The 15038-nt window shown below is 43.4% G+C and carries 17 protein-coding genes and 1 riboswitch; of the genes, 7 read left to right on the top strand and 10 right to left on the bottom strand.

The window, feature by feature from the left end; genetic code table 11:
- Positions 1-53: 53 nt before the first annotated feature.
- Positions 54-587 carry a YqhR family membrane protein gene (locus tag V756_RS0113330; protein WP_024715087.1) on the bottom strand — a complete coding sequence of 178 codons (534 nt, stop codon included), beginning with the start codon at positions 585-587 and terminating at the stop codon, positions 54-56.
- A gap of 228 nt (positions 588-815) precedes the next feature.
- Between V756_RS0113330 and V756_RS0113325 the strand changes: the two genes are divergently transcribed.
- Positions 816-1772 (top strand): DUF1385 domain-containing protein, encoded by a 957-nt coding sequence (locus V756_RS0113325; protein WP_024715086.1) that lies wholly within the window; start codon positions 816-818, stop codon positions 1770-1772.
- Between the two features lie 39 nt (positions 1773-1811).
- Positions 1812-2207: an SA1362 family protein gene (locus tag V756_RS0113320; protein ID WP_024715085.1), complete on the top strand. Its 396-nt coding sequence runs from the start codon at positions 1812-1814 to the stop codon at positions 2205-2207.
- Here the strand turns inward: V756_RS0113320 and V756_RS0113315 are convergent.
- The 3 genes from V756_RS0113315 to lipM form a co-directional block, all read right to left on the bottom strand.
- The gene (locus V756_RS0113315) at positions 2204-3079 is read right to left on the bottom strand and encodes a patatin-like phospholipase family protein (protein WP_024715084.1); all 876 of its coding nucleotides are present in this window, start codon (positions 3077-3079) and stop codon (positions 2204-2206) included. The genes V756_RS0113320 and V756_RS0113315 overlap by 4 nt on opposite strands.
- Positions 3080-3202: 123 nt before the next feature.
- Positions 3203-3631, bottom strand: coding sequence for a transcriptional regulator MntR (gene mntR, locus V756_RS0113310; protein WP_024715083.1), 429 nt, complete (start codon positions 3629-3631; stop codon positions 3203-3205).
- 99 nt (positions 3632-3730) lie between these two features.
- The gene (gene lipM / locus V756_RS0113305) at positions 3731-4567 is read right to left on the bottom strand and encodes an octanoyltransferase LipM (protein ID WP_024715082.1); all 837 of its coding nucleotides are present in this window, start codon (positions 4565-4567) and stop codon (positions 3731-3733) included.
- Positions 4568-4757: 190 nt separating this feature from the next.
- Here lipM and V756_RS0113300 point away from each other — a divergent pair, with 190 nt between their 5' ends.
- Complete coding sequence (locus V756_RS0113300) at positions 4758-5138, top strand: rhodanese-like domain-containing protein (protein WP_024715081.1); 381 nt, start codon at positions 4758-4760, stop codon at positions 5136-5138.
- Between the two features lie 35 nt (positions 5139-5173).
- On the opposite strand, the gene gcvPB is transcribed toward V756_RS0113300, so the two are convergent.
- The 3 genes from gcvPB to gcvT are packed head-to-tail and all read right to left on the bottom strand — an operon-like array spanning position 5174 to position 9097.
- Positions 5174-6640, bottom strand: coding sequence for an aminomethyl-transferring glycine dehydrogenase subunit GcvPB (gene gcvPB, locus V756_RS0113295; protein ID WP_024715080.1), 1467 nt, complete (start codon positions 6638-6640; stop codon positions 5174-5176).
- Positions 6633-7979 carry an aminomethyl-transferring glycine dehydrogenase subunit GcvPA gene (gcvPA, locus tag V756_RS0113290; RefSeq protein ID WP_024715079.1) on the bottom strand — a complete coding sequence of 449 codons (1347 nt, stop codon included), beginning with the start codon at positions 7977-7979 and terminating at the stop codon, positions 6633-6635. The genes gcvPB and gcvPA overlap by 8 nt, the downstream gene beginning before the upstream one ends.
- A 29-nt stretch (positions 7980-8008) precedes the next feature.
- Positions 8009-9097 (bottom strand): glycine cleavage system aminomethyltransferase GcvT, encoded by a 1089-nt coding sequence (gene gcvT / locus V756_RS0113285; RefSeq protein WP_024715078.1) that lies wholly within the window; start codon positions 9095-9097, stop codon positions 8009-8011.
- 172 nt (positions 9098-9269) lie between these two features.
- Positions 9270-9371, bottom strand: a riboswitch (glycine riboswitch).
- A gap of 166 nt (positions 9372-9537) precedes the next feature.
- On the opposite strand from gcvT, the gene V756_RS0113280 reads away from it, so the two are divergent.
- The 4 genes from V756_RS0113280 to sinR all read left to right on the top strand — a co-directional run bounded on the left by V756_RS0113280 (position 9538) and on the right by sinR (position 12753).
- Positions 9538-11211, top strand: coding sequence for a DEAD/DEAH box helicase (locus V756_RS0113280; protein ID WP_024715077.1), 1674 nt, complete (start codon positions 9538-9540; stop codon positions 11209-11211).
- Between the two features lie 20 nt (positions 11212-11231).
- Entirely contained in the window at positions 11232-12026 is a 795-nt protein-coding gene (locus V756_RS0113275; protein WP_024715076.1) for a YqhG family protein, read from the top strand.
- 184 nt (positions 12027-12210) lie between these two features.
- Positions 12211-12384 carry an anti-repressor SinI gene (gene sinI / locus V756_RS0113270; RefSeq protein ID WP_024715075.1) on the top strand — a complete coding sequence of 58 codons (174 nt, stop codon included), beginning with the start codon at positions 12211-12213 and terminating at the stop codon, positions 12382-12384.
- 33 nt (positions 12385-12417) lie between these two features.
- A complete protein-coding gene (gene sinR, locus V756_RS0113265; protein ID WP_024715074.1) occupies positions 12418-12753 on the top strand; it encodes a transcriptional regulator SinR in 336 nt (111 codons plus the stop codon).
- Between the two features lie 94 nt (positions 12754-12847).
- On the opposite strand, the gene tasA is transcribed toward sinR, so the two are convergent.
- From tasA to tapA, 3 genes are all read right to left on the bottom strand, one after another.
- Entirely contained in the window at positions 12848-13633 is a 786-nt protein-coding gene (tasA, locus tag V756_RS0113260) for a biofilm matrix protein TasA (RefSeq protein WP_024715073.1), read from the bottom strand.
- Between the two features lie 64 nt (positions 13634-13697).
- Positions 13698-14270 carry a signal peptidase I SipW gene (gene sipW, locus V756_RS0113255; RefSeq protein ID WP_081719881.1) on the bottom strand — a complete coding sequence of 191 codons (573 nt, stop codon included), beginning with the start codon at positions 14268-14270 and terminating at the stop codon, positions 13698-13700.
- A complete protein-coding gene (tapA, locus tag V756_RS0113250) occupies positions 14254-15015 on the bottom strand; it encodes an amyloid fiber anchoring/assembly protein TapA (protein WP_024715071.1) in 762 nt (253 codons plus the stop codon). Before tapA ends, sipW begins: the two co-directional genes overlap by 17 nt.
- Positions 15016-15038 lie beyond the last annotated feature (23 nt).

Here is a 15038-nt window from a genome sequence, read left to right as displayed (position 1 = left end):
AAAAAATGTTCACTTCTCGTGAACATTTTATCATACTGGAAAAGGATAATACACTATTCTCTATACGTTCCCAGCGCACGTGCCAGCTTTTCCGAATTCAGCTCGTTGTATTCAAAAGAAATGGAATAACCAACAAACAGCCCGTAAAGCAAATAGATGCAAATGGTCGTAATAATGGTATCTGATTTCAGTTCGGTCACCGCGCGCACATTAGGAAAAATCGGATTAAAAACAAAAAACACGAGCAGCCAAAGCAGCAAGCCGTATAAAATACCAGGCCACATTGTTTTTAACCGTTTCAATAGAAGAAAATAAAGAAACGCTGCACCAATCGAAATCACTCCGATCAAAATAATGCTGATTATGGTTCCCAGTCCATGTTTTTTCCACTCTCCGAGAACAAACGGCTGCAAAATCATATTCGGGCTGATTTCAGAAAAATGAAACAGATATGCGATATAAGCAATGAAACTCCATAATACACCTCCGCAAAAACCCGTTGCAGCCACCCTGCCGGCCATTGAAACAGGCGGCCCTTGCTTCTCATTCAATTCTTCATTTTGTTCTGTATCTTTTTCGCTTGTCATCTCGGCACCTCCAGTTAAAGTGTGCCCAAAAAATGAAATGTCAATAAAAAAGCTCACACTTTTTGACATCTGTGAGTAAAATTTGAAAATAACGGGTATAATGCATGTAGAAAAAGCAAGGCTATGGCAATTTTTCAACCTGTCAATCTAGAGGTTTAGCACTGTTTCCTGTACAATAGAGTGAAAGGAAATGGTTAGCAATCCTAAAGAAATAGGCAGGTTGATAATATGTCAAAACATAAAATTCCGCCCGCTTACGGCGGGCAGGCAGTTGTGGAAGGCGTTATGTTTGGCGGAAAGCATCATTACGTTACGGCTATTAGAAGAACGGATGGAAGCATTGACTTCTTTAAGCTTTCCCGCAAACACAATCCGAAACTGAACATCGTGAAAAAGATACCGTTTTTACGGGGGATCGCGGCCATTATTGAAGCGAGCGCAAACGGCACAAAGCATTTGAATTTTTCAAGCGAACGCTACGGACTCGATCCATCTGAGGACGGGACACTTGAGCAGGAAGAAAAAAAATCCTCCGGGCTGTCTATGTATCTCAGCCTTGCGGTAATCGGCGTCTTATCATTTTTGTTCAGTAAATTCGTATTTACATTGGTTCCCGTTTTCTTAGCTGAACTGACAAGGCCGATTTTTTCATCAGACACAGCGCAAATCGCGGTTGAAAGCCTGTTTAAGTTGATTTTGCTGCTCGGCTACATTTACTTTCTGTCCATGACACCGCTCATTAAAAGAGTGTTTCAATATCATGGAGCCGAACATAAAGTCATAAACTGTTATGAACAGAATTTGCCAATTACAGTGGGGAATGTTCAAAACCAATCCCGGCTTCATTACCGCTGCGGATCAAGCTTTATCTTATTTACGATTATTGTCGGCATGTTTGTCTATTTGCTTGTTCCGACAGATCCGCTTTGGCTGCGTGTTATAGATCGTGTTGCACTGATACCGGTCGTACTCGGCATATCATTTGAAGTTCTGCAGCTGACAAACAAAGTTCGTGATATTCCCGGACTGAAATTTCTTGGCTACCCCGGTCTCTGGCTTCAGCTGTTAACAACAAAAGAACCTAAGGATGACCAGGTTGAAGTTGCCATCGAAAGCTTTAACGAGCTTCTCAGACTGGAAGACATATCTGAGCAAAATCAGAAGCCTTCTCACAACGTCATCTAGTATCCGTTGCCCTGCTATTACTTTCGGAGGTGGACAGTTATGAATCATCGTGTACAACCTATTATTGCTGTATTGATTGCGCTGGGAGCGTTCGGGTTCCTCTATGTGCTGGTAACCAATCCCGGAGAATTGGCAAAAATGGCGGTAACCGTCATCGTGGCAGGCATCATTATTTATTTTATTATGAAATATGTAATGAATCGAAATGCGGGCAGCGAAGGGGCAGCCTTCAAAAAAGCGGCGAAACAATCGCGGCGCCGAATGAAAGAACAAAAAGCAAAGCACCGTGCCGGACATAAGGGGCGTGTCAGCCACCTGCGAAGCGTTCCGAGCGCCAGCAAGCCTAAACCGATGATTCTCAAGAAGAAAAGCCAGACTCAGCTGACTGTTATAGAAGGGAAAAAGAATAAAAAGAAAAACAGAGCGCTTTTTTAATAGGTCCACTGTTTTAAAAATAGCTCTGTCCGTCTTTTACCTAGCTCAATCAGGGCTAGCTTTTTTTGTTGTGTTAAATGAAATTCCGTCGCCATTACGTCATCAACAGGGAGAAAAATGATGTTTTGTTCATAGCGTGACGCAATATGCCTTGCGTCATGTGCATCCTTCATCGTTTCAAACAGGGCGCCAAACAGCTCGAAAGCGTTGCGGATATTTTTTTTCGGGCGCTCTCTTTCCCGCGGCGCAAGCGTTACACCGATTACAGGCCGCTTTCTTTCCTTTGAAAACAGCCAGATTGGAAAATTGCTTAACACGCCTCCGTCAACAACCGTAGCGGTGCCTGTTGCCGTTTTTAACTTGATCGGTTCGAAGAAATACGGAATGCTGCAGCTCATTCTGACCGCTCTGGCAACCGGGAACATATCAGGATTTAACCCGTAACGGACTAAATCGTCCGGCAAAACAATCATGGTGCCGTTTGTCAAATCAGAAGCGATAAGGCGCAGGGACCCTTTTGGCAAATCACCAAAAACCCTTATGCCTTTCGCTCTTAACAGATCAGCAATCCACTTTTCCATCGTGTCGCCTTTGTATAAGCCGAGACGCCAGTAGATGGACACCCACTGGAGCATTTTTAAGGGGAGACATGAGTATCTCTGGTCCAGCAATTTCTCTCCTTCCACTTCTTCAATCAAAGCGCGGATTTCCTTACTGGTGTAACCTGACGCAATGAAAGCGGCGATAATGGCGCCCGCGCTTGTACCCGCAATCCTTTTAAAGCGAAATCCTTTTTCCTCAAGCGCTTCATAAGCGCCTGCGAGCGCAATGCCTTTTACTCCGCCGCCGGAAAACACGCCGTCAATATACATCTCATTCCCTCCCCCTCCATCCGATCGTGTACTATCATTTTAAGAAAATACGCGAAGAAATAGACCAACGAATGACATGCGGCGCACGCATCAAAAAAGACGGCCTCCTTTGAGACCGTCTTTTTACTGATTATGATGTTCTGTTTTCTTTTGGATTGATTTCAGATCTTTTTTACGAGCATCATCTTCTTCAAAATATTGCACAAGATCTCCGATGCGATCAATGCTGTTCCAGCTTAAATGATGTTCGATTCCTTCGACATCGTTATATATTTTCTCTTCATCAACACCAATGATTCTTAAAAACTGCTCAAGCAATTCATGTCTGTATACCAGCCGTTTGCCTATTTTTTTCCCTTTAGACGTTAACACGAGACCGCGATATTTTTCATAAATTAAATATTCGTCTTTATCTAGTTTTTGAACCATTTTTGTTACAGAGGAGGGATGGACTGCCAATGCTTCTGCGATATCAGAAACCCGTGCATATCCTTTTTCTTCAATCAGTATATAAATCTGTTCAATATAATCTTCCATACTTGGTGTTGTCATCGAAACCCTCCCAAAAAGCACCTTAACTTTATAAACCATTACAAGTTTACACTAATGAACTTGAAAAAACAAGGATGCCCGGCAGGCCAAAAGCCCTGTTTACCGCTTATAATTCCATTCATCTGAGGCGTATTTTGTTTCTGCCAAATGATGAACAAAATCAAGTTCCTCCCCAGATAGCTCGTACGGCTCCAACAGAATGTTAAGTCCTGTTTCAAACCCTTCTTTAAATGCTTTACGGGCCTCATCCATCGTTACCCGCTTTTCAGTGAGTTCATTAATGGCAACCGCTTTATTTTTGAAATTGCGCTGCATGCGTTCTCTGACTCTTTCACTCGGATACAAGAACAGATCGAACAGCTTATCCTCATCCAAATCAAGCAGAATGGAGCCGTGCTGGAGAATCACGCCTTTTTGTCTCGTTTGCGCGCTACCTGCTACCTTGCGTCCCTCGACCACCAGCTCATACCACGAAGGCGCGTCAAAACAAACAGATGACCGCGGATTTTTTAAGCTTTCTTTTTCTTTTTCAGTTCTCGGGATGGCAAAGTAAGCGTCCAGGCCGAGATTTCTAAAGCCTTGGAGTATGCCTTCTGAAATGACCCGGTATGCCTCAGTAACAGTCGCCGGCATTTCGGGATGCTCTTCTGAAACAATCACGCTGTATGTCAATTCCTGATCATGCAGCACACCTCTTCCGCCGGTCGGGCGTCTGACAAATCCGAGATTATACTTATGTACTGCTTCAAAATTGATTTCCTTTTTAATATTTTGAAAATACCCTACAGAAAGTGTCGCCGGATTCCAGCCGTAAAAACGGATAACCGGAGGAATTTTCTTTTCGCTATGCCAATATAAAAGCGCTTCATCAAGCGCCATATTGAATGCCGGACTTGCGTTGCCTGAGTCTATAAACCGCCAAGTTTCTTTTTCCATTTTGAGACCTTCCTTACCGTTTTAATAGAATCAGTTTATCAAACTGCCGGGAAAATGAAAAATATTTTCGTTCCATTATGGATGACAATCACGCCGTGCTTTACTATAATAGTATTTGTCGAAAACGGCTCTATGGCCTTGTTTTAAGAAGCAAGGTTTTGATTTTATATGCTAAAGGAGTAGAATCACATTGTCTAATATGATCGTTTTAATTATTTTTGCTGCGTTTCTCGTCTATATGATTGCTTCATATGTGTATCAGCAGCGAATTATGAAAACACTTACGGAAGAAGAATTCCGCGCGGGTTACCGAAAAGCACAGCTCATTGATGTTCGTGAACCGAACGAGTTTGAGGGCGGACACATTTTAGGTGCACGCAACATTCCGCTTTCCCAGCTGAAACAGAGAAAAAACGAAATCCGTCCGGACAAGCCTGTCTACCTGTACTGCCAAAACAGTGTCCGTAGCGGACGCGCGGCACAAACCCTGCGCAAAAACGGCTGCACTGAGATTTACAACTTAAAAGGCGGCTTTAAAAAGTGGGGCGGAAAGATTAAAGCGAAGAACTAAATAAAAACAGCTGTCTAACAGACAGCTGTTTTTATTTAACTCTTTTCCGCTTCGTATCTAAGCACCGGCTGCCTCGCCGCTCTTGTTTCATCCATTCTTTTTACAATCGTCGTATGAGGCGCCTCTTGGACAAGCTCCGGATTTTCCTCCGCTTCCCTTGCGATTTGAATCATAGCCTCGATAAACGCATCCAGTGTTTCCTTTGATTCCGTCTCGGTCGGCTCAATCATGATACATTCTTCAACATTAAGAGGGAAGTAAATCGTCGGCGGATGATAGCCGAAGTCAAGCAGCCGTTTTGCTATATCAAGCGTACGCACCCCCAGCTTTTTCTGCCGCTTCCCTGACAAAACAAATTCATGCTTGCAATGGCGATCAAATGGAAGATCGTAATAAGGCGCAAGCTTTCTCATCATATAGTTAGCGTTTAACACTGCGTTCTCAGTAACAGCCTTTAACCCGTCAGGCCCCATGGAGCGAATGTACGTATACGCTCTGACATTGATGCCGAAGTTGCCGTAATACGGCTTCACGCGGCCGATCGCATGAGGGCGGTCATGATCAAACGTGAAGCGGTCTTCTTTTTTGATTAAAACTGGTTTTGGCAAGTAAGGAATCAGGTCTTTTTTTACACCGACAGGACCTGAACCCGGGCCACCGCCTCCATGAGGTCCGGTGAATGTTTTATGCAAGTTGAGATGCACCACGTCAAACCCCATATCCCCCGGTCTCGCTTTACTTAAAACGGCATTTAAATTCGCACCGTCATAGTACAGTTTTCCGCCCGCTTGGTGAACAATGTCCGCCATCTCGGTGATCTGTTCCTCAAACAAGCCGAGCGTGTTCGGATTCGTCAGCATAAGAGCCGCAGTTTCTTCATTCACCGCTCTTTTTAAATCCTCCAGATCGACAAGCCCATTTCCATTTGATTTCACCGTTATGGTTTCAAAGCCTGCTACTGTCGCTGAAGCAGGATTCGTCCCGTGCGCAGAATCAGGAACGATGACCTTCGTCCGCTTAAAATCGCCGCGCCCTTCATGATAGGCCCGGATCATCATCAGCCCCGTCCATTCACCGTGCGCTCCGGCAGCGGGCTGAAGCGTGACTTCATCCATACCCGTAATTTCCTCAAGGTGCCTGCTTAAATCATATAAAAGCTCTAAAGCACCCTGCACCGTGTCCTCGTCCTGTAAAGGATGTATCGCAGCAAATCCAGGAATGCGCGCAATTTTTTCATTTATTTTCGGATTGTATTTCATCGTGCAGGAACCGAGCGGGTAAAATCCGGAATCCACCCCGTGATTACGTTTGGAAAGCGCTGTAAAATGGCGCATGATATCCAGCTCGGACACCTCCGGCAGTTCTGCGTCCTCGTCACGGATATAGGTGTCTGACAGGAGGTCCTCCAATTTGATTTCTGGTACATCGAGCTCCGGCAGACTGTAGCCGATACGGCCTTCTCTGGAAAGTTCAAATATAAGTGCCTGATCCTGATTACTCATGGCGATCCCCCAATTCCTGAATGAGTGCGTCAATTTCTTCTTTTGTTCTCAGCTCCGTGACAGCAATCAGCATATGACAGTCCAGCTCCGGATACGTCAGCCCAAGATCATATCCGCCGATGATGCCTTTTGCCAGCAAACGGTGGTTCACAGCTTTCACCGGTTCATTCAGTTTGATGACAAATTCATTAAACATCGCACCGTCAAATATCACGGTAAGGCCTGCTTTTTTTGCTTCTTCCTTTGCGTAGCTGGCTTTTAGAAGGTTTTGGCGGGCGATGTCTTTTACCCCGTTTTTCCCGAGAGCAGTCATGGACACAGAAGCTGCCAACGCATTTAAAGCTTGGTTCGAGCAGATGTTTGATGTTGCTTTATCCCGGCGGATATGCTGCTCCCTAGCTTGTAAAGTAAGCACAAAGCCTCTTTTCCCATTTTCGTCTACCGTTTGTCCAACGAGGCGGCCAGGCACCTTTCTCATTAATTTTTTGGTGACGGCAAAAAATCCGCAATGCGGGCCGCCGTAAGCTGAAGGAATACCGAAAGGCTGCGCATCACCGACGACGATATCAGCCTGAAACTTGCCCGGCGGCGTGAGAAGGCCTAGCGCAAGCGGGTTGGATGACACAATAAACATGGATTTCCCTTGGTGAGCGATAGGTTCAATATCCTTTAACGGCTCGATCCGGCCAAAAAAATTCGGGTACTGAACGATCACTGCGGCTGTATCCTCGCAAACATTTTGGCGCAAAGCATCAAGATCAGTAACGCCATCTGGAGCGGGAATTTCAACGACTTCAATATACTGACCTTTTGCGTATGTTTTCAGCACTTCTCTCGATTCAGGATGCACAGTTTTTGACACAACAATTTTTTTCTTTTTCGTGTGACCTGAAGCAAGCATTGCCGCTTCCGCCAAGGCTGTACCGCCATCATACATAGAGGAGTTGGCGATATCCATTCCTGTCAGTTCACAGATCATCGTTTGGAATTCAAAAATGGCCTGAAGCTCCCCTTGTGAAATTTCCGGCTGATAAGGCGTATACGCGGTATAAAACTCAGAGCGTGAAATGACATGATCCACAATGACAGGCTGATAATGGTCATATACACCCGCTCCTAAAAAAGATGCGTGTTGCACGGTATCACGATTTTTAGAGGCCAGCTTTGTCAGTTCTTTTGTTAATTCTGTTTCTGATTTCGCTTTTTTGATTTGATACTCTTTTTTATATCTGACGTTTTCCGGTATATCAGCAAATAATTCATCAATGCCGCTTACGCCGATAGCAGCGAGCATTTCCTGTTTATCCTTTTCTGTTGCGGGCAAATAACGGTGCTTCATGTGTTGACTCCTCTCCCCAAGAAAAAATATTAGCGTTTATAAAATGGTGTTTTGACAACCTTTGCTTTTACTAATTTTGTACGAATCTCCACCTCTACAACTGTCCCGATTTCACTCGCTTCCGCAGCAACTAGGGCAAGGCCGACGTTTTTCCCTAATGTCGGTGACTGCGTGCCTGTTGTCACCTTTCCGACGGAATCACCATTATGGAACACTTCATACCCGTGCCGCGGTATTCCTTTTTCAATCATTTCAAGGCCGACAAGCTTCCGCTTCGCCCCGTTTTCTTTCTGTTCACTCAATACTGACTTACCGAAAAAGTCAGACTCTTTTTTGTGCTTTACGGCAAAGCCTATACCTGCTTCAATCGGTGTAATATCCCGTGTCAGCTCCTGGCCGTAGAGCGGGAGCTTCGCTTCAAACCGGAGCGTATCACGTGCGCCGAGTCCGCATGGAATCAGTCCGTAGTCCTCACCCGCATCAATGATTTGCTTCCACAAATGCATTGCATCATGAGCACGGCAGTAAATTTCAAACCCGTCCTCACCCGTATAGCCGGTGCGCGAAATGAGTGCTTTGCAGCCGCTGATATCAGCATCATCAATAAACGAAAACGGCTTTAAAGCAGACACCTCTGATGCTGTCAGTTTTTTTAAAATTGTTTCTGCTTTCGGCCCTTGAACAGCCAAGAGCGCAATTTGATCTGACTGATTATCAATCTGCACATCACCTGTTGCATGTTCTTTCATCCATGCCAGGTCTTTATCTATATTAGAAGCATTAATGACAAGCAGATAGCGGTTCTCTCCTTTTTGATAGACAAGTAAATCATCGACGGTTCCGCCATCCGGATAGCACATCGCCGTATATAACGCACGGCCCGGCGTTAATGCGGAAATGTCATTTGTCAGCAGCTTTTGCAAAAATGACAGACTGTCGTTTCCGGACACTTCGATTTCTCCCATATGAGAAACATCAAACAGTCCGGCCGCAGTCCGGACATACTCGTGTTCCTTTTTTATAGAAGAAAATTGAACAGGAAGCTCCCAGCCTCCGAAATCAATTGTTTTCCCTCCATATTCTTTATACAGTTCAAATAACGGCGTTCTTTTCAGCATCAAATTCCTCCCCTTTTTCAACGGTGCAGCTAAAAAACGATACAAAAAAGGACAGAGAAACACCTCATATAAAATGAAGGCTCTCTGTCCTGGCACCTGAAAGTTTACTTTGCATATGCAAAGACGTCCCCTTTGGTGGCTTGCGCATTCACGCAAACACTCTCCAGAGTTGCGTCGAGCAAGAGTTCTTTTGCCTGAGAGATTCACTCCGCAGTTTGCTCCTTCGGCGCCTGTATCCCGAGTTTTTCGGTCAGGTCTCTCCCCTTGCTGTCATCCGCTCATATTTTCATGCTGTTATGGACATACTATAGCAATATCTTACATCAAATACATACTCATATCCTACCATCATCATGATATGCTGGGCAACAGCAATTTGGGCAGATTTTCTATATTGTTCATTTTAAGAATCGAAGAATAAGAAAGGCGGTTTCAAAGCAATGGACACAGAAATGATCTACGATGCAAAATGGCCTGAAGAATTCGCCGAAAAACTAAAAAATGATGGACCGTGGGCGAACTGGGAACTGTACAAGCTTTCTGCGGAAATCCAGAAAACATTAGCCATTCCTGAATTTGAAGGCTTACGGGCCCCTTTATACCTGCCTTCCTTTACACCGCTCCCCCACCAGCTTGAGGTGGCGCAAAAAGTGGTTGAAAAAATGAACGGGAAAGCAATTTTAGCAGATGAGGTGGGTCTCGGGAAAACTGTTGAAGCCGGCCTGATTCTAAAAGAATACATGATTCGCGGTTTAGCAAAAAAAATATTGATCCTTGTGCCTGCTTCCCTTGTCTCACAGTGGGTCAAAGAGCTTCAGGAAAAATTTTTGATCCCGGCTGTTGAACAAAAGAAAAGCTATGTGTGGGAGCAATGCGATATTGTCGTCTCATCAATCGACACCGCAAAGCGTTCGCCCCACCGTGAAATCGTCCTGTCAATCCCATACGATCTCGTCATTATTGATGAGGCGCACAAACTGAAAAACAGCAAAACGAAGAACTATGAATTCGTCCAGAATCTCGTAAAAAAATATTGCCTGCTTCTTACCGCGACGCCGATCCAAAATCGTATCGAAGAAATTTTCAATTTAGTGTCCTTATTAAAGCCGGGCCATTTAGGCAGCCAGAATCACTTTCAGGAAGAGTTCGCCAAGAAGAAATCCAGTTTAGAAGCGCATGAGCATTTAAAAGATCTTGTGAATAAGGTGATGATCCGCAACAGGCGGCATGACACCGGACTGAATTGGAAACAGCGTCATGTTGAAACAGTGCCAATCGAATTTTCTCCAACGGAGCAGGCGCTTTACGATGAGATTTCCAGTCTGAAGGAAGCCAGCAACAAGCCGGCCAGCATGTTCTCGATTATGACCTTGCAAAGGGAGTGCTGTTCGAGCAGAGAAGCAGTCTATATGACGCTGAAAAAAATGCTCGATCAAAAAGACAAACAAGCACCAGCCATTGATGAGCACACCATATCGATTTTAATAGATCGCATCAATCAAGTGACACAAAACTCTAAAGCGCTTCAAGTGGTTGACCTGATCAAAAAGATAGACGATAAGGTCATCATTTTCACAGAATACCGGGCAACCCAGATTTACCTGCAATGGTTTCTACAGCAAAACGGCATCAGTTCTGTGCCGTTCAGAGGCGGATTTAAACGCGGGAAAAAAGACTGGATGAAGGATCTTTTCCGCGGGAAAATCCAAGTTCTGATTGCAACTGAAGCCGGCGGTGAAGGAATCAACCTGCAATTTTGCAATCACATGATCAACTATGACCTACCATGGAATCCGATGCGTCTGGAGCAGAGAATCGGAAGAATCCACAGGCTCGGGCAGGAGCGTGACGTGCACATTTATAACATGGCGACAAAACATACGGTGGAGGAGCATATTTTAAAGCTGTTATATGAGAAAATTCATTTGTTTGAAAAAGTGGTCGGTGAACTTGATGATATTTTAACGAAAATTCAAGTGAACAATTTTGAAGAGCACCTGCACGACATTTTGTACCATTCAGCAACTGAAGAAGAAATGAAAATAAAAATGGATAACTTAACCTCATTTTTATCTTATAAAGAACATCAGCCTGCTGAAAAAAGAGGATCTTAGCCTGTGAGGAGGTTTTACGAGTGAGACAGCAAGAGGTTCACGATTTTCTGCTGCGTTTTTTCCAAGCAAACAGCTGCCAAATCATCGATCAAAGCTTAGGCTATATGACAGTACAGCTTACAGTTGAAATGGACAAACAAATCATGAACCGCCCTTTCTACTGGCACTGGCGCGAGAAGACTGGCGGCGATCCGAATCCGATGAAAATCACTTTTATTACAGATAAAGAAAACACACCAAAAGACCTAGACGGAGAATTTATTTATTTTGGGGCGCCCCGTCTCTTTCAAATATTTAAAGCAGTTAAACAAAATGGGAGATTTACCAGAATGTATGAGAAAATTGAATCAGTCGGAGCTAAAGTCCCACTTCAGCCTTGGCTTGGTATAAACGTCACGATTTCATACCAGTCCGACATGAAAAAGGATAAGCTATTGTCACTAGGTCTTCACCTAGTCTCTGGAACCATCATTGAAGACTTTCAAAGCAAGCTGACACAGCTTTCACTCACGTCTCAAATATGTGATTATTGCTTCACCATATCACCTATGATCAAACCAGAAAGCGGCCTTAAACGGATGGAAAATTATATTGCCAAATCCGCCATGCAGGAGCCGTCAGACTGGGCAGAGCAGGCGGTAACCAGGTGGAAAAACGATATGATATTGCTTGACAAGTTTTATGAGCATATAGAAGAAAAACCAGAAGAGTATCATCTGGAAAAACAGGCGCTGAAAGCCTTGTATCAACCAAAGATATCAGTTGGAATTGAAAATGGCGGATTATTTTATTTGCAAAGTAATATGTCAGGCTAACTTTTTTTACCATTCGACATCATTCTCGTTTTTTTTGAAAAAATGCGTTTATAATAAAGATATATTGGAAAAAAATTCTGGCAATTTAATGGGAAATGACTTCCAGAGACCAATGAAGGCATACAATGAGGCATGGCCGGACTGGCTGAAATACATAAACAAGTATTTTAGGAGGAGAAACTGCATGAAAAATGCAAAACAAGAGCACTTCGAATTAGATCAAGAATGGGTTGAATTAATGCTGAAAGCCAAAGAGGCAAATATCAGCCCTGAAGAAATACGAAAATATTTACTTTTAAACAAAAAGTCTTCTCATCCTGGTCCGGCAGCTAGAAGTCATACCGTAAATCCTTTCTGAATGTGCTATAATATCACAAGGAAGGTGATGACATTGATTGGCCAGCGTATTAAACAATACCGTAAAGAAAAAGGCTACTCACTATCAGAACTAGCCGAAAAGGCTGGGGTAGCGAAGTCTTATTTAAGCTCAATAGAACGAAATCTACAAACGAACCCCTCCATTCAATTTCTCGAAAAAGTCTCCGCTGTTCTGGACGTCTCGGTTCATACTTTGCTCGATGAGAAACATGAAACCGAATACGATGGTCAATTAGATAGTGAATGGGAGAAATTGGTTCGGGATGCAATGACATCCGGGGTATCGAAAAAACAATTTCGTGAATTTTTAGATTATCAAAAATGGAAAAAATCCCAAAAAGAGGAGTAGTGCCTGAGCAGAGGCGCTAACTCCTCTTTTGTCAATAAACACAGAAACAGCCCGGTATATGATATACCGGGCCGTCTCTTTTTTAATGCTGCTATTAATTTTTATCCTCACTGTGCGCCTTTTCATTTTCCTTCACGTAACCGTCTTTATCCGTATGTTCCTTTTTAATTGTCAAACCATTCCATTGTGTCGCTTCAAACGAGAAGTGAAGCTGAATAGAGTTGCCCTGGTATTTATTTTGAACCATTAGCCCTTTTTCATCTTTTGTTTTGTCATCTTTAAATTTGATCTCCATTTTAACCTGATCGAAATCAGTCGGTGTTTTTGGAACACCATCGTATTCAGGAGCGGTTTTACCGTCAATTGTTGCTACATTGACTTTACCGCTTGCATGTAAGAACTTAGGATCAATTTGTTTTTTGATTTTTTCAGCAGCCGCTGTATCATTCTTGGCGGACATCAAATACAAGTCTTTTAGATTGGCATCATCTAAAATAATATTTTTCGGGTATCCATTTCCGCCCTCTTTTCCAACTGTCAATAAGGTCACTTCAAACTGGCTGAGAAAATCTTCTGCAGATGTATTGCTGCCCCCGTTTGCTTTAAATTCACCATAATTCAGTGCCATTAACACCTCTTTGATCGCAAGAGAGCCGTTATTTTCAAATTGGAAGTCCTTTGTCAATTTGTCTCCCGGCTTAAGATTTGACAGGTTAACATTCGCTGAATTTTCTTTAGCAGATAAATCAAGCGTACCTGATGCAAAAGCAGCATCCGTTGATTTAATGTCGTTAAATGCTGCCCAAGTTCCTCCTCCAACTAAAGCCAATCCTAGCGCCGCAGAAGCTACTCCTAAACTTAATTTCTTTTTCATACTCATGGCAAACTCCCCTTTTATTAAAATGATATTATATCGAAACCTGTTGCCAGGTTTACAACTGATGTTAAGTAGACATCGTGCTGTCCTTTGTATCTGTTTCCAAGGCTTTTGTCTTTCTTTCAATTTCTCTAATCGTGCTTGTGATCGTCACAAAAGCGTACACCAGCAGCATCACGCCGGGGACTATCAATAAAACAGCAGTCCCGATCGGCTGACTGGCAAAATGAAGCATGTAACCCGCATACGGAAGCTGAAAACCTGTATATTGCGCGTGGACATTTTCGTCTGATACAAGCTCTGAATCAGCTGCCGCGTTATTGTCCCCTTTTGTTTTAAATAACAAATGGTCTCCTTGCTTCGTCACGTCAACTATTCTGTGGGTGACCGCTGTATTTGCATCCTGCATAAATGTAATAACGTCACCCTTTTGGAGATCCTTCACATCAGTGATTTCTTTAACCAATATTAAGGCCCCTGTGTTGAACTCCGGCTCCATCGAACCTGACAGAACTGATTTCATCGTGTATCCAAACACTGCGGGCTCCCCCCCGGATGAACGTGTTGAAATCACGACAAGTGTCAGCACAATAATGAGAGTAAAGATGATCACGTAGAGAATATTACTGATCAGCTTCATTGCTTTTTTCATCTTCTTCACCACTTTCTTTCTGAACTGATTTGGCTTCTTTTTCATCTGTTACTGCTTCTTGAGAGGTATCTTCTTTATTTGGTTTTTCTTGTCTATCTTTTTGTGCTGTTTCCTTCTTCTTTTTGACGGCAGCCTTCGTATCTTTTTTCGGGACTGTCGGTTTTTCATCGCACTTTGCAATCGTCATAGGCTCCGACCACTCGAAATTACTGCCGTCTGCTGGGTAGCCGGCCGGTTTATATACTTTAAATGCATAAATGCCAGGTTTCATTTTTTTCTTCGTCTCAATTTTATAAAGTGAATCGCCAATTTGATTGGAAACAAATCCTTTTTCGATTACGTTCCCATCCTTTAACGGTTTGCGGGCATTCTTCAGCTTATGAAGATCCCACTTCCACTTTGATTTGCTAAGTTTCTCACCTGTATTTTCGAGCTCAGCAAATAAAGCGATAGGTGAGCATACAGTGCCTTTCGTATCCGTTTGATCTGATAGGTGCAAATCACTTTGATCCCAGCGTTTATCATAATGGCAGCTTTTATCTGTATGCTGAAAGTCTGTACACGTTTGAAACGAGACGTCAAATGTTTCAATATCATGAAAAGCGGCGTTTGTATCATCGGAAAATTGTAAGCATATCGCAGCAGTCAGACTGAAAATGACTGAAAGCTGAAACATAAGCAGAACTTTCTGTTTCGTTTTTGCCTGTTGCTGATTGCGAAACAATCGAAACATATCTTACCCCCTGTAAAACACTG

It is taken from the genome of Bacillus tequilensis KCTC 13622 (assembly GCF_000507145.1).
GTDB classification, from domain to species: Bacteria; Bacillota; Bacilli; order Bacillales; family Bacillaceae; genus Bacillus; species Bacillus tequilensis.
Note: the sequence above shows the minus strand (reverse complement) of the source record. Positions and strands in the feature narration are given on the sequence as shown.